The organism is Idiomarina sp. 28-8 (assembly GCF_000320945.2).
Taxonomy (GTDB): Bacteria; Pseudomonadota; Gammaproteobacteria; order Enterobacterales; family Alteromonadaceae; genus Idiomarina; species Idiomarina loihiensis.
The window spans coordinates 280,220-303,640 of the sequence record NZ_DF266792.1; the positions used below are offsets into that span (position 1 = coordinate 280,220).

Consider the following 23,421-nt stretch of genomic DNA (forward strand, 5'->3'; position numbering starts at 1 on the left):
GCTGTCAAAACAACAAGTCAGATTAGTGCAGTAAGCATACTTCTTTACAGAGATTTTCATTTGCCTGACGCTGAGATACTCCCCCCCAATACTCGCCCAGATGTTTGAGTGTTGTTGATGAGGTACACAGCAGTTCGGTAAGAGGGTGATCACTATGTTGCCAGTAAAACCACTGAGCTAAGGCAAAATGTGCCGCGTCAAAAGGGATGGTCTTAACACGATAGGCTTGAATAAGGCTTGTTCTTATCTCATTACTTTCCTCTGTCAGTTGCAGCATCTCTTTACCGCCTGACAACCATTGTAGCTGGTTATGTCCCCACTGGTTGAGCAATTGGAATACTTGGGATAAACCAGTGAGTTCATTGGATAGCGGTTGAGCATAAATAGCCGCAGGCCGCGCAGATACACTGTCTATACGGCTACTCAGGCGCCAAAGGGCATAGCCATTTTTCTTCCAGAAATTATCCAGTTCCTGTGACCAGGCAAAACTGGTTCCCAGCATCTGGTAGTTGTTGTCCAGTGCCCACCGGTAAATTTCAGCCAGCAATTCGGAGGCGGCTTTACGTCGTCTTTTCGCTGCTGGCACGGCAATACGTGCCACTCTTAGCCAATGTAAATCCATAGCCCAGTCTTGTTGCAGAAAATAGCCAATGGCCTGAGGCAGTAAATTCCCTTTGGGACGTCGTTTTCCTAGCCTGACTTCTTCTTTTAATGGAGAGAGAATGGGCCCTTCACTCATAAGCCAGGCAACCGCAGTAACTTCGCCGTTTGTGGAATGATATGCGAGCTTATGTCCGGGCTCGGTCAGCAGCAGATTAAGGTCATTCGGGCTACTCTGGTAATGCGCGTTGAGAAGAAGTTGAAAGCACTGTTGCAGCATACCTTCTTCAAGTTCCGATGCGTGTTCAATAAAAGTGCCGGACTCCCGGCTCCCGAACTGTGTTACTGGTTGCTCGTTCAGTAGAAAAGTCTCGGTTAGCCACTGCTCTAATGGATCATTTGCGGGCCAGCGTAATGGTTGAGTTAGCTGGTGAACAGATACCTGTGGCAAGGTTTTCCTGGCCCAGTCGGTAAAGTGCACAGCAAAACCACGACCACAACCTTCATAACCAGCAACGGTTGTGGCAAGCAACCAGGGATTAAATTTTTGGCATAGCTGTTCTGTTGCCCACAATGGCAGACCCGCAGCTTCATCAATAATTAATGTTACTTCCGAATTACCGGGTTGTTCCAGCAGCTTATCCCAGGCGACGAAATGAGCTTCCGGCGCTTGCTGTAGTAAAACTTTCGCATTGGCTTTTCGCGGTGCCGTCACAATAATCGAGCGGTGCTCTTTTGCTTGGGCAAGCGCCTGACCTAACAAGGTACTTTTACCGCGGCCGCGTTCGGCGGTAATGATATGAGTTTCGTATGGTTTTGCTGTGCTTTGTGTAAGAGCGTTAAAAATAGAGTTCTGCTCATTCGTTAGCTGTAGCGTCTCATTTGCTGAGCGTGTTTCAGTTTTATTGACCGATGAATAGGGTTTGATGTTTGATTCGGCAAAGTGCTTTGCGGCAAAACGCTCCATGCGGTGACTCATGGCGTTGCTCTCAGCCGGGAGTAAAATAGACAACAGACCACCGGCGGTAACGGTGCCACAAAGCGCTGCTATGGCGTCGGCGTGCAAACCGTCGTGGCAGTCTATCCAGACTTGTTCAAACTCATGCCCCAGATAATCGCGGTAACGGGAGAGTACGGCATCGGCATGAGTCTGTAGGTTTGATAAGTAGATAGAACTTTCAGAGCGAGCCTCGCAGTATTCGCGCCAGAGGCTCGCATCTTGCAGCAGTTGAAGTTGTCGGTAACCGCTGCGTTCTGCCATTTTAGAAAATGTTTATGCCCAAGTATTCAGTTAGTACTATATAAAGACTGATATTGAAAAAGTTAGTCAGCACTGTGTTCAAAAAGACCACCGTTAATATCAACGGAATAAAAGAACAGATTGATAAACGCACATATTTTGCCAATAGCGTGTTTGGGTAGCCGGGATTACCTTCAGCAAGCTCCGCATCCAGATTTTTGCGGCGCCAGTGGAAACTGACAAACAAGCAAATCAGCAGGCCATTTAACGGCAAAATAGTATCGTAAAAAACGTCGTAGATTACATCGAAAACCGACTTAGGCGTGTCAGCGTAGAAAGTAAACTCAGTGAATGCCGGAACAAAACCAAAAGAGGTCGCGGCAATAAGAGTCAGTACAGTAACGGCGATACCCATAACCAGCAGGGCTTTTTTACGGCTTATCTTCGCCTGCTCAATAACCGCTGCGGTTGGTACTTCAAGAATAGAAACCAAAGATGTAATAGCAGCAATAAAGGTCAGCAGGAAAAAGATAGTAGCGGCAATGCTTGCGCCAACATAGCCGACAACGCCTTCCAGAGCGATAAAGATTTGCGGAAAGAAAGAGAAAATCATACTAACCGAGGAGTCACTCAATGAATCCGGGTTGGTATTGGGATTGATGGCGAATATCGCGGGCAGAGTCATTAAACCGGCGGTAAAAGCAACGGCTGTATCTGTTAAAGCAACCAGTTTACCTGAGGTCACAATGTCGTCCCTGCGGCTGAAATAAGAGCCGTAGGTTATTAAAATGCCCATACCGAGCGATAACGAGAAGAAGGCCTGTGATAATGCGCCGTTGATTACTGAACCATCAATTTTTGAAAAGTCGGGAACCAGATAAAACTCAAGTCCGAGCACGGCGTTATCCAGTGACAGAACAAAGATAACCAGCAGAATGAGCATAATAAACAGCGCTGGCATCAGGAATTTCGCGGCTTTCTCTATCCCCTGACGAACACCACCAAGCAAGATAACATTGACGATTATTGTCACTGCAATAAGGAAACCAACAAAGCCGTAGTCGTTTACGAATTGGCCAAAGTATTCGGCGTCGGCCAGCATATCGAGGTTGCCGGTAACTGAATGCCAAAGATAACCGAAAATCCACACGGTAATGACCATGTAGAAAACCGCAATCATAAATGGCGTGATAACGGCCAGTAAGCCGGCAATATGCCAGCCTTTATTATTTGGCGATAACGCTTTGTAAGAACCTAAAGGGCTTTTTTGAGCGCGTCGGCCCAGGCCCATTTCCGCCAACATAACTGGCACGCAGATAAAGGCGACGAATAACGCATAGATAATTAAAAATGCCCCGCCCCCATTCTGAGTAGCAGCAACGGGGAACCCAACTAAGTTACCAATGCCGACGGCAGAACCTGCCGCCGCTAATATAAAGCCAATCTTAGAGCTAAATTGATCGCGTTGTTCGCTCATTCTGAACCTTCTTTTATCGTTTTTGTTGTCACGCTTTTAAGCGAGGCTGTTCAGCAAATTCCAGCAATCCTAGCAAGGCGTTAATTTAACGGCAAGCAGCTAATTACTGTTTGTGCGGCAGAATGCGGGAAATCCGGCTTGGAAACAAAACTTATTTTAACATCCATGACAATTGTAATATTGGAATTTGTTGCAAGTCATATAACATTTAATTAACTCAGTTTTAACACGCTGGTAAATACAGGGAATTCAACTCTCTGGAACAGATTGGCGTCTTTTTACCAGCGTGTTTCCCTGAACTGAGTCGCTCCATTGCTGCATTTCAAAAAGCCTCGAAACACAACGTCGAAAAGGAAAAGCCAATTGTCTGGCCTGATATAATTTATCGATGTCGGTTTCAGCGGTTACCAATAAGTGACATTTTCGGTCATAGCACTCATCGACCAAAGCTATAAAACGACGGGCTTCGTTATCCAGTTTACTGACAATATTTGTCTGATGTTCGCGCTGGTAGCTTTCCTCTACACCATGTACCAGGTCTTTATCTGGTATATAAGAAAAAGCCGGAACCTGATGCACCGCTATAGCGCCATAGCTGTCGGCCAGTTCCATATAGTCGCGCTGACTTCTGGGGCCGGAGCAGAGAGACATAAAGTCAAAACCAATCACTTTATTGTTGTGCCATAAGCAGGGAATTTCACGATTCATTATCCGAACTGAGGGTGTTTCTTTTGTGTGGCCGAAATGCCTCTCTGCGAGTGAACGGAGCTGTTGCAACGTGCCTTGCTTAAGGTAATAGGGTAAATCGGCTTCGTGCAGTCGGCGATAATCAACGCCCATACCTAAGTCCAGACAGTCACATTCCTTATTCAACAACTCTATTGTAGGTTCGAAGCGATGACGCGCCAAACCATCTCTGTAGAGCTCATTAGGTGGGGCGTTCGAGGTTGTTATTAAACTAACCTGCTCGTTGAACAGCGCATGCCATAGCCCGGCTAAAATCATTGCATCACCAATATCTTCAACGAAAAACTCATCCAGACAGATTATCGAATAGTGCTGTGACCACCTCTTTGCAATAATCTGCATAGGGTTAGCTTCGCCCTGAAGGCGATTCAGTTCTTCGTGGATTTTAGCCATAAAATGATGGAAATGCAGCCGAATGGCCTGGCTTTGAGGAAGGTGTTGATAAAACATATCCATCAGCAAGGTTTTTCCCCGGCCGACCGGACCAAATAAGTAAAGACTTTTGGGCTTATGTCCGCGTGCAAGTGAGTCCAGTCGTTGCTGCAGCGCTTTTACCGCCTTTAACTGATATTCATCGGGCTGGAGCACTCCTGACTGAATGCGTTGGTTATAATTTTCCTGCATGAGTTTATTATCACAAAACGTCCGGATAAAAAGAAGCCGGCTGGGGGAGCCGGCCAAACACTGCTGCTAGTTAACAACCATCAATACAAGTCTTCAATACATTGTGCTGTACAGTTTTCTACGATAGGTCGCTGCCAGAGGATCACCGTCGGGTAATGAATTGATAATGTCGAGTGCGTATTTTTTCGCATCAGCAAAATTGACGTCTTTACCTAATACAGTGAAAACCTGCTGCAGGGCTTCTTCGTCACGATTTGCTTCGTGAAATTTAAGTGCTAACTGTAATTTTAAAGCCTGGTCGTCGGGGTTACTTTCTACTTGCTCTTGTAACGCGCGTAACTCCGGAGAGTCAGCGGCATCCTCGGCCAACTCAAGCTTGCCCTTTATGCGCTGGTAGTCACCGTCTTGCTCGACCAGCGGAATCTTAGCGACCAGTTCTTTGGCCTGATCCAACCGACCGGCATCGACCGCCGCTTCGGCTAAGAGTTTAAGAGCCTGCATACTGGTATTGTCTAAATCGTAAGCTTGCTTAGCCAGCGTATAAGCCGTATTCGCGTCACCTTCGCCCATAGCTGTCTGAGCTTGTTGAATTAAGTCGTCTGACGGACTGGGCAGGTGTTTTGTCAGTATTTCCCGAATTTCACCTTCAGTTTTTACTCCGCCAAAACTGTCAACTGGCTGACCATCTTTAAAAAAGGCTACTGTAGGTAAACTGCGAATACCAAACTGTGCGGCCAACTCTTGCTGCTCATCACAGTTTATTTTGGCTAGAATAACCTGATCACTGTATTGCATAGCCAGCTTTTCAAGCACTGGCATAAGTTGTTTGCAGGGTTCACACCAGTCAGCCCAAAAATCGATAATAATGAGTTTTTCTTTTGAGCCTTCCAGCAAAACTTGCTGAAAGTTCTGCAAGTCAAGGTTAACGATATTGGATTCGGACATCAGCTGCGACGCTCCTGTTTTAATAAGTCATTTCAATCTCTGTTATCAGAGATATGCAGACGCGAACGCGTAATTTCAATGGTTAATGACTAAACCAGGATAAGATTTTATCTTTTAACTTGTTGTAGGGTGGGTAGTGTAAAGCGACGTCAAAGCGAAAACTGCGTTTCATCACGGGTTTTAAGTGGCTGAAGGTATCGAAGCCCCATTTACCATGGTAGCGGCCCATACCGCTGCGACCAACGCCACCAAAAGGCAATTCGTCGTTCAGCATGAACATGAGTGTGTCGTTGTAACAAACATTGCCGGCAGACACTTGTTGTGTAAATAAATCGAGCAGGCGCTGATTGTTGCTAAACGCGTAGAGCGCTAGTGGTTTTGGATGGCGGCGGATTTCCTCAATGGCGTCTGCTGCTGACTTAATGGTTATAATCGGCAATATCGGACCAAAAATTTCTTCCTGCATGAGCGCACTGCCGTCTTTTACACCATCCACTATTGTGGGAGCGATATAACGTTCGCTCTTATCAGAGTCGCCGCCGACAACCACGTTTTCGCCTTCCAGCATTTGCGTCAGACGCTGCCAGTGCTGCTGATGGATGATCCTGCCGTAATCACTGCTGTGCTGAGGATCTTCACCGTAAAAACTGATGAGTTCCTGCTGCATGGCGGCAATTAACGGTTCTTTCACGCTGTCCTCTACCAGCACATAATCCGGCGCAATACAGGTTTGGCCTGCATTAAGAAACTTACCCCAGATAATACGGCGGGCGGCAACTTGAATGGGTGCGTCGGTTAAAACTACTGCCGGGCTTTTACCGCCAAGCTCCAGCGTAACCGGGGTTAAGTTTTCAGCGGCAGACGCCATAATTGCTTTGGCTGCGTTTTCTCCGCCAGTATAGAAAATGTGATCGAAGGGCAGTGCTGTCAGTTGTTGTGACTCCGTTACGGATCCTGTCACGAGCTTTATTGCGGCATTGTCCAGGTAGTCTGGTAATCGGCGCGCCAGTAGGTCTGCTGTTGCTATTGCATGTTCAGAGGGTTTTATGACGGCACAGTTGCCAGCGGCTATGGCTGCAATTAAAGGCGCGAGAAGTAACTGTAAAGGGTAGTTCCATGCACCTAAAATCAGCACAATACCAAGCGGCTCAGGTACTAGCTGGCTTTTCGCCGGCCAGGCCAGTAAAGGATTACCAACTTTGCGAGGTTTGCTCCACTTAGGAAGAGCTTTAATTGTCTGCTTAATATCACTTTGGAGGAACTGTAATTCAGTTAAACGCGCTTCGCTAGGGTGTTTGTTGAGATCAGACTTGAGAGCTTGCAATAAAGACTTTTCGTTTTCAGTAAGAAAGCGCTGAAGCTGTTTAAGCTGATTTAAACGCCATGACAGCGGGCGAGTGAGCCCGCTGTCGAAGTGGCTTTGTAACTGCTTCAGTGTGTTTTCAAACGGGTTCATCCAAGTCCGCCAAGAGTCACCGTTTTTAACTCAAGATATTCGTCGATACCGTACTTAGAACCTTCACGGCCAACACCGGATTCTTTGATGCCACCGAATGGGTTATAAGCGTGCGATATGCCACCAGTATTTACACCAACCATGCCGTATTCAAGCGCATCACTTACGCGGAAAATACGTGCGGTGTCTTTGGCTGCGAAGTAAGAAGCCAGGCCAAATGGTGTATTGTTGGCTTTTTCAATGCCTTCTTCTTCTGTTTCAAAGGTATTGATAGCTACTACCGGACCAAAGATTTCTTCTTCGCTAATATCCATTTCTTCGGTTACGCCTGTAATGACCGTTGGCGCATAGAATAAGTCGCCTAACTCGGTCATTACTGAACCACCGGTTTCTATGGTTGCACCGTCAGATTTAGCAGCGAGCACTAAACGTTGTACTTTATCGACAGCATCCTGATCGATAAGCGGACCTAAGTCGACATTTTCTTCGGTACCTGGTCCTACTTTCAAAGCTTTCACTTTACTGACAACCGCGTCGGTAAATTTTTCAGCTACAGACTGTTGTACCAGTATTCTGTTCGCTGAAACACAGGTTTGCCCGCCATTGCGGAATTTGCAGGCTATTAGCTGTTCCGCGGCTTGCTCTATATCGGCATCGTCAAAGACCAGGAATGGAGCATTACCACCAAGCTCAAGAGACAATTTTGTGACGTGCTCTGAACATTGCTGCATTAGAATTTTCCCGACACCTGTAGAGCCGGTAAATGACAGCTTGCGAACCTGTGGTGAGGTCGCCAGACGTTTACCTACACTTTTAGCATCGCTGGTCGGAATAATATTAATAACGCCGTCGGGAATGCCAACTTCACTAGCCAGTTGGGCTAATGCCAGACTAGAAAGCGGAGTTAATTGCGGTGGCTTAACCACGATAGTGCAGCCCGCTGCCAGTGCCGGCGCAATTTTACGAGTGATCATGGCGTTGGGGAAATTCCATGGGGTAATGGCCGCACAGACACCAACCGGCTCTTTAGTGACCATTACACGCTTACTGCTATCAGCGTTGGGTAATATATCGCCATCGATGCGTTCAGTTTCACCGGCAAACCAGTCAACAAAGCTGGCGCCGTATTCGACCTCGCCAACGGCTTCGGCGACGGGCTTACCTTGCTCGGCACTCATTAATTCACCCAGTGCCTGCTTGTTGTCCATCATAGCTTCGTACCATTTACGCAGCAGCATCGCGCGTTCACGGGCGGTTTTCTTGCGCCAGCTTTTAAGAGCTGTCTCTGCAACGTTTATGGCACGTTGAGTTAAATCTTCGTCAGCGTCAGCAACCTCGGCTATTACTTCGCCAGTTGCAGGGTTAGTGACTGAGAAACGTTTGTCCGTAGGAACCCAGTGACCTTCAATAAAGCAGTCTTTCTTAGTCAGGGATGACATAGAATGTGCTGACATAATTCCTCCAAATTTGAGAATAACTCTAATAATGTAGGCAATATAAAAAGAAATGGTTCAACTTTTTCGATTATTTTGACGGAAATAGATGCGTTTGGTGAAAAAAAGGTCAAAGGCATTGCTTTTTGAGTAAAAAAACGTATAATCCGCCGTTCCTCAAGGAACACCGCATAACTGATGAGGCAGCGGTCACCCTTGATTCGTGGGGTTGCAGCGCCTGATTCCAGTCCAGACAGTTTAGAGACTGAACACTGATTCCTGTTGCCGGGCCATAACCCCTTTTTTATTGTGTTTGCCAATGGGCAAACGGGAATAAAGTGAGACAAATATGTCAAATACCCAAACGGGTCTGTCGTTTAACGACATGGCCTTACCTAGTGCTGTGCTTGAACAATTAAACGCAATGCAGTTTTTAACTCCGACTCCTATTCAGCTACAGGCTATTCCTGCATTGCTGGAAGGGCAAGACGTGCTGGGCGAAGCTCAGACCGGTACCGGTAAAACTGCTGCATTCGGCCTGCCTGCACTGGCAAAAATTGATGCGTCGGTTAAGCAAACTCAAGTATTAGTCGTAACTCCAACTCGTGAGCTGGCTATTCAGGTAGCTGAAGCGCTTGAAGGCTTTGCTGCGAAAATGCGTGGTGTTGGCGTAGCAACCGTTTACGGTGGCGCTCCATTTGGTCCTCAGGTTAAAGCCCTGAAGCAGGGAACCGCTATTGTTGTTGGTACCCCGGGTCGTCTTATCGACTTATTGAATAAAAACGTCCTGCAACTAGATGGTTTGAAAGTGGGCGTTCTGGATGAAGCTGATGAAATGCTTAACATGGGTTTCATTGAAGACATCGAGACGATTCTAAAAGCTGTACCGAATACGGCGCAACGCGCGTTATTCTCAGCAACTATGCCGAATGCAATTCGCAAACTGGCAAAAACTTTCCTGAAAGATCCGCTGAACATTCAGATTGAAGCTATTGCCCGCGAAAAAGCGACGATTAAGCAGAAAGCATGGAAAGTTCAGGGCATGACGAAAATGACCGCTCTGACTCGATTGTTAGAAGTGACTCCGTATCAGCGCGCACTGATTTTCGTACGTACCCGTCAGGATACGATGGATGTGGCTGAATTATTGCAACGCAACGGCTTTAAAGCGGCGCCATTAAGCGGTGACTTGAACCAGGCTCAGCGTGAGCAGACTGTCAGTCAGTTACGTAGTGGACACATCGAAATTCTGGTAGGGACCGACGTTGTTGCTCGAGGCTTAGACGTTCCTGAAATTACGCACGTTATTAACTATGACTTACCAAGCGATACTGAATCTTATGTTCACCGTATTGGACGTACTGGTCGTGCGGGCCGTACTGGTGAAGCGATTCTTTTCTTCCGTGCAAAAGAACGTCATTTGTTGCGTCACTATGAGCGCTTAACCAATGCACCGGTTGAGTTCTTTGAAGTACCAAACGCAAATGAACTGAGCAAGTACCGTCAGCAACAATTGTTAGAGAAGTTGCAGGCGTCACTGGCTCCTGAAACTGCAAGCGCCGATAAGCCTAAGCTAGAGAAACTGTTAGGCGAGTGGCTGGAACAGTCAGAGTTAAGTGCTGAAGAAATTGCTTTAGCGTTATTGGCTCAGCATAATGAGCAGCGCCCGTTGTTCCTGAAAGAAGACCGTCCGGTACGTGAAGCACGCAACGAGCGTAGTGAACGTTCAGGTCGTAATGAACGCAGTGACCGTGGCGATAAGCGTAAACCTCGTGCCGAACGTGGTGGTCGTGCAGCGGATGTCGATTTTGAAACCTACAAAATTCAGGTAGGCCGTGAGCACGGCGCTCGTCCGGGTGACATCGTTGGGGCTATTGCTAACGAAGCATCAATGGACAGCAAGTATATTGGGCAAATTCAGTTGTTTGATAATCATTCTTTAGTGCAGCTACCAAAAGGTATGCCAAAAGACATTATGCACGTACTGAAAAAAGCTCGTGTGCGTCAACAGCCTATGGGTCTGGAACTAAGTGATGAGCAAGTTAAACGTGCGCCACGCCCACCGCGTGACCGCGATGCTCGTGGCGGACCTAAGCGCAACTCCGGTAAGGGCGCTGCGCGTCGTTTTAGTTAATTAGCGTCTCTTAACTCGGCCGGATGATCAACAGTGATCATCTGGTCGATGTCATATCCCCACTCATGAGCCTTGGCTAAAGCGTAATCAATATCTGCCTGAGAAACATCAGGACTTCTCGATAAAAACCAGAAATACTCGTGTGAGTCGCTGGTTACTATAGCCTGCTGATAATCACCACCTAACCAACTTACGTAATAACCGCCATAAAAGGGCCAGAAGAAGGTGACCTGATATGCGGCCTCCATGTTTTCGACTGGCTCAGCCAATCCAATAGCGGTTTGCCATTCTTCATTTTGGGTGTGATAACCCCGGTTGGTCACTTCCAGTGTGCCATCACCATTTAAGCGATACTCTGCCGTAACACCCTGCAAGCCTTCTTCAAAGCTGTGTGGCATGCGGACTATTTCGTACCATTTTCCCAGGTAACGCTCGGCTTCAAAGTCGTCAACAACTTCGGCTACCGGCGTTGGTTGAGAGTTACAGGCACTCAGTAGAAACGTAAAAAATAATGACACCATCCATTTTTTCATTGTGCTTCCTTTTATAACTCGTTGATATTATCTAAATAAGTTTCGGCTTGTTTCATTAACGCCTGCTGTTCTTCTTCGGTTTTTTTATTCCAGACCTGATACATCATGCTCATTCTGTGATTGTCTTTAAAGCGTTCTTTATGACGTTCAATAAAATGCCAGTACAGGCTATTAAAAGGACAGGCTTTTTCGCCGATTTTCTTCTTCGGATCATAATAGCACTCTTTACAATAGTGCCCCATTTTTTGCATATAGTTGGCACTGGCAATGTAGGGCTTGGTTGCTATTAGCCCACCGTCGGCATACTGACTCATGCCGCGAGTATTGGGCAGTTCCACCCACTCAATGGCATCAATATAAATACCAAGATACCAGTCATCCAAAGCGTCCGGTGATACGCCGGCCAGCAGAGCGAAATTTCCGGTTACCATTAACCGCTGTATGTGATGGGCGTAGGCATAGTCTAACGACTGCCTAACGGCGTAATGCAAACATGCCATTTTGGTATTGGCAGTCCAGTAAAACTCCGGTAGCGGTCTGGTGTGGTTAAGTGCGTTAAGATTTTTATAGTCGGGCATATGCGCCCAGTAAATGCCCCGAACAAACTCTCGCCAGCCAATAATTTGCCGACAAAAGCCTTCAATTTGGGCTAGGGAAATGGTGTCTTTGTTTTTCGACCAGGCATCAATAGCAGCGTTAACCACTTCTAACGGATTCAGCATTTTGGTGTTTAGAGAAAATGAAAGCCTTGAATGATAAAGACTCCAGTGGGCCTTCCCAACGTTGTTTTCTGTTGCCATGGTGTCCTGATAACGACCAAAATCAGGAAGTCCGAATTGACAAAAATGTTCAAGCAACTGTTTAGACTGTTTTCGGTTAACCGGCCATATCAGTTGAGCAGCGTTCGCTTGTCCCATGGTTTTAATTTCACTGCTACGCAGCAGTTCATCTATATCTGATACGTCATTGGAGAAGATTAAAGGCAGTTCTACGTCATGACTTGCGGGAACCTTTTTCTGGTTTTCTTTATCGTAATTCCAGCGGCCACCAGTCGGACGTCCTCCCTCCATTAGAATATCGTATTGCTTACGTACCCTTCGGTAGAAGGTTTCCATTAAGTAGTTTTCGCTATTGGGGAAATACTCTTTTAGCGAGTTGCGGCCGGTAAGAAAGTGCTCTGTATCAAACCAGTTTAAATGAATGTTATTGGCGCCGGCCCAGCTTTTCAGTTGATGATCGAGCCGGTATTCGTCGGGTTGCTGACATTCCAGAGTGGTCACTTCGTACTTTTTCATTAACTGCTGAAGGTTCTGAGTCAGGCTTTGTTCATTAGTATCATCATCAAGTTTTATATAGTTTACCTGATGTCCTGCCGTGTTCAGAGCGTTACCGAAAGCCCGCATCGCTGCGAAAAAAGCTAATACTTTTTGCCGATGGTGAACAACGTAATCAGTTTCTTGTTTGAGCTCCATCATTACATAAAGTACACCCGCGTCCTTTTCTCTGAACCACGAATGTCTGGCATTGAGTTGGTCGCCAAGTATGAGTCGTAGAGTATGAATTTTCATAAACAGTGAGGAGTTAGGGTTGATAGCTTCATTACGTTCTATTCAGCGGTTCAGATCGGCATACCTAAATGCACCAAAATATGGCATGATGCGCGGTAGTTTCAGTTTCAGATTGGAGTAGTTATGAGCCAGGTAACGGATAACGAGAATTCATCAGAGCAAAAACCGGTCAATGTCATTTGCATTAAATGGGGTAAAAAGTATGGCCCCGATTACGTCAATACGTTGCATTCAATGGTCAGTCGCCACCTTAGTCGCCCGTTCCGTTTTGTCTGTTTTACCGATGACTTTGAGGGTATCAATGACGACATTGAAGTAAAAGCTATTCCTAAAATTGGCTTTAAAGACTTTGATGAACAAGTTCCTTGGTCAAAAGGTCACGGCTGGTTAAAGCTTACCTGCTTTGCGAACCCGCTTTATGATCTTGAAGGCCCCACCTTATTTCTGGATCTGGATATTATTATTGTTGGTAGTCTGGACGAGTTCTTTGAGCCGGAAGGTGAGTTTATGGTGATCAAAGAGTGGGATAAATCTGACGCTACCGGGAATACATCGGTATTTCGTTTTGATATTGGCGCTCATGAAGACGCGTTAGAACATCTGAAAAAAGATCCGAAAGCGGCTATCGCTGACGTACGAAATGAGCAGGAATATATTACCCATTTTGTCGATCGCCAAAACAAGCTGACGTACTGGCCGGAAAAGTGGTGTCGTAGCTTTAAGCGCCATTGTCTGCGTCCGTTTCCGCTTAGTTTCTTTCAGGAACCGCGTATTCCGGAAGAAGCAAAAGTTATTATTTTCCACGGCAAGCCGCATCCGGATGACGCGTTGGAAGGCCGAAGCGGCAAGTGGTACCGTAAGGTTCTGCCAACCAAGTGGATAGCCGAATACTGGCGTTAAATGATATGCAATTGTGGATCTACGGAGTATTAATACGGCTGGTCACTCCAGCCGTTTTTGTCTGGTTGTGGCTACGCGGCGGAAAAGACAGTCGCTACCGTCAGAACTGGTCAGAACGGCTTGCGCTGGGCTCTGTTGATAAAAAACAGCACGACTGTTTGGTTATTCATAGTGTTTCCGTTGGTGAAACCTTAGCGGCGAAACGGTTAATCGAGCAGCTTTTGCGTCAGGAGCCAGGTCAAAAAATACTCATTACCTGTATGACACCAACGGCCCGGGAACTTATCCAGCAGCATTTTGGCGACACTGTTAGTTGCCGTTATTGGCCGATAGATACTCCGGGTGCCGCGAAGCGTTTTGTGCGTAAGTTTAAACCTAAAGCCGTGTGGGTAATGGAAACCGAGCTTTGGCCGCAAATGTTGAACCAATTTTCCAAAGCGAATATTCCTGTCGCATTGTTAAACGCGCGACTTTCGGCTCGCTCAGCGGCAGGTTATCGGCGTTTTCATTGGTTGATGAAGAAGGTCTGGAAACAACTGACACTGGTTTCCGTTCAGAATAAAGAAACGGCGCGCAGAATGAAGGTTTTAGGTGTCCCCGATAGTGTGCTTTTTGTGGACGGAAACCTAAAATACGACATTGAGCTTTCTGTCACAGATATTGAGAAGGCTCTGTTGTGGCGGCAAAGCTGTGCGTCGCGACATGTGTGGCTTGCCAGTAGCAGTCATCCGGGCGAGCATGAGCTGCTGTTAGAGGCACATAAACTGATTCAACAGGACTTATCCAATTCCTGTCTTATCATTGCCCCGCGACACCCTGAGCAATTTGAGGTGGTAGCAAAAATGATACGGGAGTCCGGGCTTAAGCTTGCCCGCAGAAGCGAGAGTAATGCGATACCTGAAGATTGTGATGTCTTTCTTGCTGACAGCATGGGGGAAATGATGCTTTGGGGGCAATTAGCCTCAGCCAGCTTTGTCGGTGGCAGTATTATTGAACGAGGAGGGCACAACCCCCTTGAAGTTATAGCTGCTGGCTCCAATGTTATGTCAGGGCGGCACGTGTTCAATTTCCCGCAAGTTTATGGTGAACTGGCAAAAGCCGGTGCCGTTCAGTGGGTTAATAATGCCGGAGAAATTAAACAAGCTGTGGAGTTGATGCAGCAGACAGCTGTCATGAAAGCGCAACATGAAGCTGCTAAAAGCGTTTTACAAACGCACCAGGGTGCTACGTTAAGAGTATTAAAGCGGGCACTGGAATATACTCTGACAGGAAGCGGTATGATAAAAACAGAGCAGAGTCCCCAAGGGCTTATTCGCTACGACAGCGATATTTTTGAAACCATAGAAGATAAACATTTCACAGCCCAGTATTGGCAGCAACAAAAGTCAATTGCAGGAAACTCAACGGGACGCGCAACAGTCTGGTTTATTCAGCAAGGCGATTTGGGACTTTTACTGCGGCATTACTATCGTGGTGGTTTAGTTGGTAAAATTAATAAAGATCGTTTTTTACGTGAGCCGGCGGAAAAAAGCCGGGCAATTCATGAATTTGATTTGCTGCTAAAACTGCGGGAAATTGGTTTGCCCGTTCCGCGTCCGGTAGCCGCTCGTATGGAAAAAACAGCAGTTTTTAGTTACAAAGCAGACATATTGGTGGAAGTTATTCCGGGGGCTGTCGATGTTTTTCGCTTACTGCGTGAAAAGAAACTATCCGCGGAGCTATGGCAAAAGTTGGGAAGCGTCATTAAAGAATTGCATGATACCGGTGTCTACCATTCAGATTTAAATTGTCACAACCTTATGCTGGATGACAAAGACAAAGCCTGGATTGTCGATTTTGACAAGTGCGACTTCCGTGAAAACGGTGACTGGAAAGAAGCTAATATCCAACGGCTATTGCGCTCTTTACGCAAAGAAAAAGAGAAGAATGAAACCTTCTATTGGAAGGAGTCCCGTGACTGGCCAGAACTATTAACAGGCTATCGTCGTTAAGTTTTAAGCCATAAAAAAAGCCCCGGCCACTTGAAGTGACCGGGGCTTTTTAATGCGCTAAGCACTGAATCAGTCGCGAACCTGACCGTTACCGGTCACCACGAATTTTTCAGTTGTTAGTGCCTCAAGACCCATTGGTCCGTATGCGTGCAGCTTGCTGGTGGAGATACCAATTTCAGCACCCAAACCTAACTGGCCGCCATCAGAGAAGCGAGAAGAGACATTTGCCATGGTAACGGCTGAATCTACTTCACGAATGAAACGCTTAGCGGTTTCATCGTTTTCAGTGATAATAACTTCGGTATGACCGCTACCAAACTCCTGAATATGCTCAATAGCACCTTCGTAGTTGTCGACGGTGCGAACCGCAATCTCAAGAGCCAGGTATTCTTCACCAAAAGCATCGTCTGCAATCTCATCAGCGCCATCAAAGTAGCTTACTGAACGCTTATCGGCGTGGATGGTTACGTCTTTCTCTGCCAGAGCCTTAGCAGCCATAGGCAAGAACTTATCAGCAACGTCCTGATGAACCAGTAGACCTTCGAGCGCATTACAAACGCCGGTACGCTGAGTTTTACCGTTAAGTAAAATTGCCAGAGCTTTATCAAGGTCTGCGTCTTTATCCACATACAGGTGGCAAACACCTTTGTAATGTTGAATGACTGGGATTTTGCTGGTATCGCTAACGAAGTGAATCAGACCTTCACCGCCGCGAGGAATAACCAGATCGATATAGTCTTTCTGTTGCAGAAGTTCAGTCATCAGTTCGCGGTCAGGTGTTGGCACCACGGTGATAACGTCTTTAGGTAGATTGCTGGCTTCTAAAGCTTCGTGCAAGGCTTCAGCAATGGCTTTACTGCTCTCAATGGCTTCCCGGCCACAACGTAAAATTACTGCGTTACCAGACTTAAAGCATAGCGCTCCAGCGTCAGCTGTGACATTCGGACGTGCTTCATAAATCATGCAGATAACGCCGAGAGGAATACGCATTTTCTCAATTTTCATGCCGTTAGGGCGCTCATCGAGAACGTAGCTGTCGCCTACAGGATCTTTCAATGCAATGATCTCTTCAATGGCAGAAGCCATGCCTTCGACACGCTCTGGCGTTAATTCCAGGCGATCCATCATAGCGTCGCTTAGGCCTTTTTCTTTGCCTGTGGCCAAATCTTTTTTATTTACTTCAATAATCTTATCCTGACGTGCGCGAATAGCGTCAGCCATTTTTTGAAGTACGGCGTTTTTGTCCGTTTCCGATAAGGTTGCTACAGCGCGTGCCGCTTTTGCGGCGCGTTGCGAAATTTCTTTTGCTAGTTGCTGGCTCATGAATCCTCCAAAATCATTAGATCGTCGCGGTGAATAACTTCCGTAATTGGGCTATAGCCAAATTTCTCCGCTATATCTTCCGTTTGCTGCCCTTTAATATGCATCAGTTCATGTGCGCTGTACTGACAAATACCTTTTGCGATAGCGTCAGTATCGTTGGCGCTGCGAACCAGCACGGCGTCACCGCGATCAAAGTCACCTTGTACATCAACAATGCCTGAACTCAGTAGTGAGGCACCGTTCTCAATTAATGCTTTCTCAGCACCTTCATCAACCAATATTTCACCCTGGGCAACCAGAGTATGTCTTAACCAATGCTTTTTATTGCTAATTGGATCAGATTGGCGACGGAATAATGTGCCGGGGATGTCCCCCTGTAGTAACGATTCAAAAGTTTCACCCTTACGACCGTTAACTATGTAAGTATCGATACCGTGTGAAGTAGCTTTTTCTGCCGCCTCAACTTTAGTGCGCATTCCCCCGGTACCGACGGAACTTACTGAACCACCGGCAAGCGAATAAATGCTTTCGTCAATTTGTTCAACCACCGGTATTTTTTTCGCGTCCGGATTCAGGTTCGGATCTGAGTCATACAGACCGTCGATGTCTGAACAAATAAACAGCGCGTCGGCATCAACCAAAGTCGCGATCATGGCCGACAAGTTGTCGTTATCACCCACTTTCATTTCGTCAGTAGCAAGAGCATCGTTCTCATTTACCACCGGTAAAATGTCGTGCTCTAACAATCTGTTTAGGGTGTTTTTAATGCTGACGTAGCGAGCTCGGTCGCGTAAGTCACTGTGGGTCATAAGCAACTGGGCGCAGGGGGAATCGAAAAAGCGTGACCAGTAACCCATCATTTCATTTTGACCGACTGCGGACATTGCTTTACGCACAGCAACCGGTACTTTCTTGTGTTCAAAGTTAAAATGTTTGCGGCCGGCAGCAACGCTGCCTGACGAGACTAAGACAACTTCTTGCCCGCGTTCTCGGCACTCGTTAATAAAACGAGCTATGGGTAATAGGTATTTGGTGCTAACCCCAGTTTCATCTGGCGCGATGAGCGCACTCCCCACTTTCAGTACGGCTCTTCGCCAGGATGGCGCTTTCATAGAGACTCCCTTTTGTTGAATTCGTTAGTAGTCTAACAGATTGGCTGTCTAAGCTCCAGCGAGGCTCATAAGCCATACCTATTGTCAATATATTAGACAATAATTTCGATTTACAAGAAAAAAGAGTCAAGTCCGGAAATTCGTTAATGTAATGCATTAACTCTCTGGTGGGGTGTAGCCTTCAATTTCAGGGGCTTTTCCTTCGAATAAAAAGGCTGTCATCTGCTTTTCAAGAAACTCACGATCAGTCGGATCCATCATGTTTAACCGTTTTTCGTTTATCAGCATGGTCTGCTTCTTTTGCCACTCAGCCCAGGCGTCTTTTGATATATGGTTAAAAATACGCTCGCCCAGCTCGCCGGGGTAGAGTTGAAAATCGAGGCCTTCGGCTTCTTTTTGAAAATGCTCACAAAATACAGTGCGGCTCATGCGGTGTTCACCTATTTAGTAGTTAACTGCTCCATCAGTTTAACGGTTGGTGCAGCAAAGCCCAAGTCCTGATTGGTATCAGCCTTTACCCATAAATGTTGAGCTTCGTTGAGTAAAATCTCAGAGGGAGCGACATCAATCAGCAGAGGCTTGCAATCCAGGTGGAAGTGACTAAAAGTATGACGAAAAGGTGTCAGTTGCTGTCTTGCCAGTTCAGTGACACCGTATTGTTGGGCTAAGGAAGGAATGTCCGTTTCCTCATCACATTGTGGAAAGCACCAAAGCCCGCCCCATATACCAGACTGGGGGCGCTTCTCCAGCAAGAACTGATGATTATGCCGAAAAAGCAGCATGTGGGTTGTTTTTACTGGTTTAATCTTTTTCGGCTTCTTTCCCGGATACTGTGCTATTGTGTCCGTTGCTCTGGCAATACAGGTGCTATTGACAGGGCATTGCTCGCAAAGCGGTTTACTGCGAGTGCAAATCATTGCACCGATATCCATCATTGCCTGATTGTATGCGCCGGAGTCTTGCTTCGGGGTCAACTGTTCGCTCAGTTGCCACAGCTGCTTCAAAACATCTGCCTTACCAGGCCAGCCAGAAACAGCAAAATGGCGTGCTAATACACGCTTAACGTTGCCATCTAAAATAGGCGCGTACTCACCATGTCCAAGAGAGCGAATTGCACCCGCTGTTGAGCGGCCAACCCCAGGTAATTGTTCGAGTTCATGAACTTTTTTTGGAAATTCACCGTTATATTCAGTGCAAACAAGTTTTGCGGTTTTATGAAGGTTCCGGGCTCTTGCGTAATAGCCTAATCCAGTCCATAAATTCAATACTTTGTCTTGTGGGGCTGAGGCCAGTTCCTGAACCGTAGGAAAGGTTGCCATAAAACGTTCGAAGTACGGAATAACGGTAGTGACCTGGGTTTGTTGCAGCATAATTTCTGACACCCAGACGCGATAGGGCGTGACGTTTTTCTGCCATGGCAGATGCTTGCGCCCGTATTGCTGAAACCAATTGAGAACCTGTGAGCTAAATGTCTGAGTCAACTGTAAATCTCTGCAAATAAAAATGACTTATTCAAAAAATGTACTAGTCTTTATGTCATACACAGTGTCTCATATTCCGAGCATGATTGTTATTGCAATTAAAAGGAGCTTTGCAATGAAAACCTTAAATCTAATCACTATATCTTTGCTAACCGCTGGATTAACCGCTCCAGTTTTTGCACAACAAACTGAGGTTGAGCAAAACGACTTTTATCTGGGCGCGCGTTTAGGCGCATTTTCTGCCGACGATGATCGTGTTGCGGTAAAAAATGGTCAAGTATTCTCTGTTGATGACGGTTTCAAAACCATTACTTCAGGCGTTGAAGCCGGCATGATGTTTACTGAGGCATGGGAAGCCCGCATTTATTATGACTACATGGAAGCCGATCTGGTTGGCGCAGGCGACGCCTACGGCGACAGCTACGGTGTTGATGCGCTATACCACTTCAACAACAACTTTTATGCTGGTTTAGGTGTAAACAACACTGAAATTGGTGATGTGACGGATGTTGCTGCGCGAGTCACGCTTGGTCATCGTAGCTTTATAACCGATAATCTGGCCTGGCGTGTGGAAGGTGGAGCTCAGCGTGGTTGGGAAGAAGACTACACAGAAATGTTCGCAAACGTTGGTTTGCAATGGTTCTTTGGTGGTCGCGATACCAGCCCTGAACCAAGAACACGTCCAGAGCCACGTCCGGAGCCTCAACAAGCGGCACCTGAGCCGGAGTCTAAACCTGTAGATTCTGATGGTGATGGCGTTGTTGATTCAAAAGACAAATGTGCCAATACACCTAAAAATTACTCAGTAGATGAGACTGGTTGTATTCTTTATGAAAACGAGACCATTACGGAAGATTTGTTGGTTGAGTTCGACCTTAACTCTTCTAAAATTCGTAGCGGTGAGCAGTCAGATATAAAAGACATGGCGGAGTTCATGAAGGAACATCCACAACTGGATATTACCATTCATGGACATACAGACAGTACGGGTGAAGCGAAATATAACCAGTGGTTATCTGAGCGCCGTGCTGAGACAGTCGCTAATGAGCTAGTGAACAGATATGGAATTGAGAAGAGCCGCGTTGACTTTAAAGGTCACGGCGAATCTCAACCAAAAGTTCGCGAAGACAACGCTGCTGATCGTCAGGAAAACCGTCGCATTGAAGCAACATTGAAAGTCGTAAACCGGGTACCTAAAACTCGTTAATACCGATTGTATTGATTGCTCGAAATAGCGATAATAGCGCTACTCTAAACAGGCCTGATTTTTCAGGCCTGTTTTTTTGCTATTAGCTAAGTTATTCATTTTCAGGAAAGTCATGAGCCATTTTAAAACTGCCGAAGAAGCCGCCGCTGCGGGAAAATATGTGAGAACAGTGCGCAGCTTTGTGAAAAGAGAAGGAAGACTGACAAAAGGGCAGGCTGCTGCAATTGAGCGTCTCTGGCCTTCAGTAGGTTTAACTCTGGAGAATGGCCGACTGGACTTAGGCGCAGTGTTTGGCCGGCAAGCGCCGGTAACTCTGGAGATTGGTTTTGGTATGGGCCATTCACTAGTTGAGATGGCAGCTAATGCTCCCGAACGTGACTTTATTGGCATAGAAGTACATGAACCCGGTATAGGCGCGTGCCTTATGGCTGCTGAGGAAGCAGAGGTGGAAAATTTTCGGGTGTTTCATGAAGACGCGGTCGAAGTATTAAAACAGTGCATTCCGGATAAAAGTCTGAACTGTGTTCAAATTTTCTTTCCCGACCCCTGGCACAAGAAACGTCACCATAAACGACGCATTGTACAGCCCGAGTTTGTGCAATTATTAATTCAGAAAATTGAGACTGACGGAGTCATTCATCTTGCAACAGACTGGGAAAACTACGCAGAGCATATGCTGGAAGTTCTGAATGACGAACCCCGGTTAACCAATTTGTCGTCTTCAGGTGACTACGTACCACGTCCCGACAATCGCCCAAAAACCAAGTTTGAACGCCGGGGAGAAGGAAAAGGCCATGGCGTTTGGGACCTTCAGTTTAAAATCAACTAATCTGCCACGCTTCTGGGTTAATCCAGAAGCGTATCCAGAACCGAGTTTAAAAATCGGTGGCCGCGTTGAGTCAGTTGCCAGTTAAGCTCGTCTTCCATTACAAGCTCCAGAGTTTTGGCCTTCGTTAACTGCTTTGAGGCTACCTCTGCAGAAAGAGCCGTGGTTTGTTCAAAGTTACTTTTACTAACTGGCTCCAGTAAGCGGAACTGGTTCATGAAAAACTCAAACAAGCGGTCATCTACTGCAACTTCTTTTAATTGATAGCGCAGGGGCTTGGTTAAATCTAAATAGCCTTTGGGGTGCTTCACTTTTTCGCAACGCAGAATTTTATTTTCTTGAGGCAGAGTGACTTTGCTGTGGGCTCCGCAACCAATACCTAAATAGTCGCCATATTGCCAGTAGTTACGGTTATGCCTGCTCTGATGGCCTGGTTTAGCGTAAGCGCTCACTTCGTACTGAGAATAACCTGCTGCTTCCAGAAGTTTATGACCCTGCTGATAAATTTCCCACAGTGTATCGTCGTCCGGGAGTTCCGGGGGCTGGCTCGCAAATAGCGTGTTAGGCTCAATCGTCAACTGATACCAGGAGATATGCGGCGGGTTCAGGGCAATGACCTGACGTAGGTCGTCTAATGCCATTTCTACGGTCTGATCCGGTAAACCATGCATAAGGTCGAGATTGAAACTGGATAGCGGTAATTCACTTGCGTGCGCAGCTGCATCCTTTGCCTGTTGCGGATTGTGAATACGCCCCAGGCGTTGTAACTGATGTTCCTGTAAGCTCTGAACGCCAATAGACAAGCGGTTGATGCCTGCAGCAACGAAAGCAGAGAATTTTTCAGTCTCAAAGGTTCCCGGGTTCGCTTCCATCGTCACTTCACAATCGGAACTTAATGCGATGATTGAACGAACCCCGTCCATTAACTGCTGTATTGCTTTTGCAGACAATACACTCGGCGTACCTCCGCCGATAAATATTGACTGAATTTCCCGGCCCTGAACCCAGTCAATGTCGGCTCGTAAGTCTTCTAAAAGACGGCCGACATAACTTGCTTCAGGTACATCTCCGGTCAGTTTATGTGAATTAAAATCACAATAAGGGCACTTCTGAATACACCATGGAATGTGTATATACAGAGACAGCGGCGGAAGCGTCAGAGGAGAAGTCATTCAGCCAACTGCTCAAGTAGTAACTTTAACGCCTGTCCGCGGTGGCTAAGTCCTTGTTTTTCTGTCTTGCTTAATTGCGCTGCGGAACAGTTTTTTTCTTTAACCCAAAATACTGGATCGTAGCCGAAACCTTCTTCTCCAACCGGCTTGGTTAATATGTGTCCGTCCCAGCGGCCCTGGCAGATGATTGGTGTCGGATCTTCTGCACTTTGCATATAAACCAGTACGCAATGAAAACTGGCCTGACGCTGACTTTCTTCAATGCCCTCTAAGGCTTGCAGTAATTTATGTATGTTGTCGGAATCAGAGGCGTTGCTGCCAGCGTAGCGGGCCGAGTAAACGCCCGGAGCACCATTTAAAGCAGTAACAGCCAGACCTGAGTCATCAGCAATAGCAGGTAACCCCGTTTGCTGACACGCGTGGCGAGCTTTTATAATGGCATTTTCAACAAAAGTGGTGCCGGTTTCATCAGCCTCGGCGAAGTCCCATTCTGACTGCGGGCGAACTTGCCAGTCGGCGGTACCATGTGTCTGACTTAACATGTGACGTAATTCGGCAACTTTGCCCGCGTTGCCGGTAGCCAGCACTAAGGTTTTTTGTGACGTCATAAGCGAACCTGTACCCTAATTATCAAGGGGCACAGGATAAAGGG

General features: G+C 46.7%; 19 protein-coding genes. 5 read left to right on the forward strand and 14 right to left on the reverse strand.

What is annotated here, in order from left to right:
* Positions 1 to 22: 22 nt before the first annotated feature.
* The 6 genes from RJ32_RS11555 to RJ32_RS11580 form a co-directional block, all read right to left on the reverse strand.
* Positions 23 to 1,861, reverse strand: coding sequence for a GNAT family N-acetyltransferase (locus tag RJ32_RS11555; RefSeq protein WP_034822452.1), 1,839 nt, complete (start codon positions 1,859 to 1,861; stop codon positions 23 to 25).
* Position 1,862: 1 nt separating this feature from the next.
* Positions 1,863 to 3,317 (reverse strand): sodium-dependent transporter, encoded by a 1,455-nt coding sequence (locus RJ32_RS11560; RefSeq protein WP_051018789.1) that lies wholly within the window; start codon positions 3,315 to 3,317, stop codon positions 1,863 to 1,865.
* A 249-nt stretch (positions 3,318 to 3,566) separates the two neighbouring features.
* The gene (zapE, locus tag RJ32_RS11565; protein ID WP_034822454.1) at positions 3,567 to 4,688 is read right to left on the reverse strand and encodes a cell division protein ZapE; all 1,122 of its coding nucleotides are present in this window, start codon (positions 4,686 to 4,688) and stop codon (positions 3,567 to 3,569) included.
* A 93-nt stretch (positions 4,689 to 4,781) separates the two neighbouring features.
* A complete protein-coding gene (gene trxA, locus RJ32_RS11570) occupies positions 4,782 to 5,633 on the reverse strand; it encodes a thioredoxin (protein WP_034822457.1) in 852 nt (283 codons plus the stop codon).
* 82 nt (positions 5,634 to 5,715) lie between these two features.
* Complete coding sequence (locus RJ32_RS11575) at positions 5,716 to 7,089, reverse strand: aldehyde dehydrogenase family protein (protein WP_034822459.1); 1,374 nt, start codon at positions 7,087 to 7,089, stop codon at positions 5,716 to 5,718.
* Positions 7,086 to 8,528 carry an NAD-dependent succinate-semialdehyde dehydrogenase gene (locus tag RJ32_RS11580; RefSeq protein WP_034822553.1) on the reverse strand — a complete coding sequence of 481 codons (1,443 nt, stop codon included), beginning with the start codon at positions 8,526 to 8,528 and terminating at the stop codon, positions 7,086 to 7,088. Before RJ32_RS11580 ends, RJ32_RS11575 begins: the two co-directional genes overlap by 4 nt.
* 343 nt (positions 8,529 to 8,871) lie before the next feature.
* Here RJ32_RS11580 and RJ32_RS11585 point away from each other — a divergent pair, with 343 nt between their 5' ends.
* Complete coding sequence (locus RJ32_RS11585) at positions 8,872 to 10,656, forward strand: DEAD/DEAH box helicase (RefSeq protein WP_011235219.1); 1,785 nt, start codon at positions 8,872 to 8,874, stop codon at positions 10,654 to 10,656.
* On the opposite strand, the gene RJ32_RS11590 is transcribed toward RJ32_RS11585, so the two are convergent.
* Both RJ32_RS11590 and RJ32_RS11595 read right to left on the reverse strand, forming a co-directional pair.
* Positions 10,653 to 11,189 (reverse strand): lipocalin family protein, encoded by a 537-nt coding sequence (locus RJ32_RS11590; RefSeq protein ID WP_034822461.1) that lies wholly within the window; start codon positions 11,187 to 11,189, stop codon positions 10,653 to 10,655. The two genes, RJ32_RS11585 and RJ32_RS11590, sit on opposite strands and share 4 nt — an antisense overlap.
* 11 nt (positions 11,190 to 11,200) lie before the next feature.
* Positions 11,201 to 12,757 carry a cryptochrome/photolyase family protein gene (locus tag RJ32_RS11595; protein ID WP_034822463.1) on the reverse strand — a complete coding sequence of 519 codons (1,557 nt, stop codon included), beginning with the start codon at positions 12,755 to 12,757 and terminating at the stop codon, positions 11,201 to 11,203.
* Between the two features lie 123 nt (positions 12,758 to 12,880).
* Between RJ32_RS11595 and RJ32_RS11600 the strand changes: the two genes are divergently transcribed.
* Positions 12,881 to 13,657: a hypothetical protein gene (locus RJ32_RS11600; RefSeq protein WP_034822465.1), complete on the forward strand. Its 777-nt coding sequence runs from the start codon at positions 12,881 to 12,883 to the stop codon at positions 13,655 to 13,657.
* A 5-nt stretch (positions 13,658 to 13,662) separates the two neighbouring features.
* Complete coding sequence (locus RJ32_RS11605; RefSeq protein WP_034822554.1) at positions 13,663 to 15,648, forward strand: 3-deoxy-D-manno-octulosonic acid kinase; 1,986 nt, start codon at positions 13,663 to 13,665, stop codon at positions 15,646 to 15,648.
* Positions 15,649 to 15,717: 69 nt separating this feature from the next.
* Here RJ32_RS11605 and RJ32_RS11610 read toward each other — a convergent pair whose 3' ends face one another.
* The 4 genes from RJ32_RS11610 to mutY all read right to left on the reverse strand — a co-directional run bounded on the left by RJ32_RS11610 (position 15,718) and on the right by mutY (position 19,564).
* Positions 15,718 to 16,971, reverse strand: coding sequence for a glutamate-5-semialdehyde dehydrogenase (locus tag RJ32_RS11610; protein WP_011235214.1), 1,254 nt, complete (start codon positions 16,969 to 16,971; stop codon positions 15,718 to 15,720).
* A complete protein-coding gene (proB, locus tag RJ32_RS11615) occupies positions 16,968 to 18,083 on the reverse strand; it encodes a glutamate 5-kinase (protein WP_011235213.1) in 1,116 nt (371 codons plus the stop codon). Before proB ends, RJ32_RS11610 begins: the two co-directional genes overlap by 4 nt.
* Before the next feature lie 156 nt (positions 18,084 to 18,239).
* A complete protein-coding gene (locus RJ32_RS11620; protein ID WP_011235212.1) occupies positions 18,240 to 18,512 on the reverse strand; it encodes an oxidative damage protection protein in 273 nt (90 codons plus the stop codon).
* 11 nt (positions 18,513 to 18,523) lie between these two features.
* A complete protein-coding gene (gene mutY / locus RJ32_RS11625) occupies positions 18,524 to 19,564 on the reverse strand; it encodes an A/G-specific adenine glycosylase (RefSeq protein WP_011235211.1) in 1,041 nt (346 codons plus the stop codon).
* Positions 19,565 to 19,679: 115 nt separating this feature from the next.
* On the opposite strand from mutY, the gene RJ32_RS11630 reads away from it, so the two are divergent.
* The gene (locus RJ32_RS11630) at positions 19,680 to 20,771 is read left to right on the forward strand and encodes an OmpA family protein (RefSeq protein WP_034822467.1); all 1,092 of its coding nucleotides are present in this window, start codon (positions 19,680 to 19,682) and stop codon (positions 20,769 to 20,771) included.
* A gap of 112 nt (positions 20,772 to 20,883) precedes the next feature.
* Positions 20,884 to 21,600, forward strand: coding sequence for a tRNA (guanosine(46)-N7)-methyltransferase TrmB (trmB, locus tag RJ32_RS11635; RefSeq protein WP_034822469.1), 717 nt, complete (start codon positions 20,884 to 20,886; stop codon positions 21,598 to 21,600).
* Between the two features lie 17 nt (positions 21,601 to 21,617).
* Here trmB and hemW read toward each other — a convergent pair whose 3' ends face one another.
* Together hemW and rdgB are read right to left on the reverse strand one after the other, a co-directional pair.
* Positions 21,618 to 22,769, reverse strand: coding sequence for a radical SAM family heme chaperone HemW (gene hemW, locus RJ32_RS11640; RefSeq protein WP_034822471.1), 1,152 nt, complete (start codon positions 22,767 to 22,769; stop codon positions 21,618 to 21,620).
* The gene (gene rdgB, locus RJ32_RS11645) at positions 22,766 to 23,377 is read right to left on the reverse strand and encodes an RdgB/HAM1 family non-canonical purine NTP pyrophosphatase (RefSeq protein WP_034822472.1); all 612 of its coding nucleotides are present in this window, start codon (positions 23,375 to 23,377) and stop codon (positions 22,766 to 22,768) included. The genes hemW and rdgB overlap by 4 nt, the downstream gene beginning before the upstream one ends.
* Between the last annotated feature and the right edge of the window lie 44 nt (positions 23,378 to 23,421).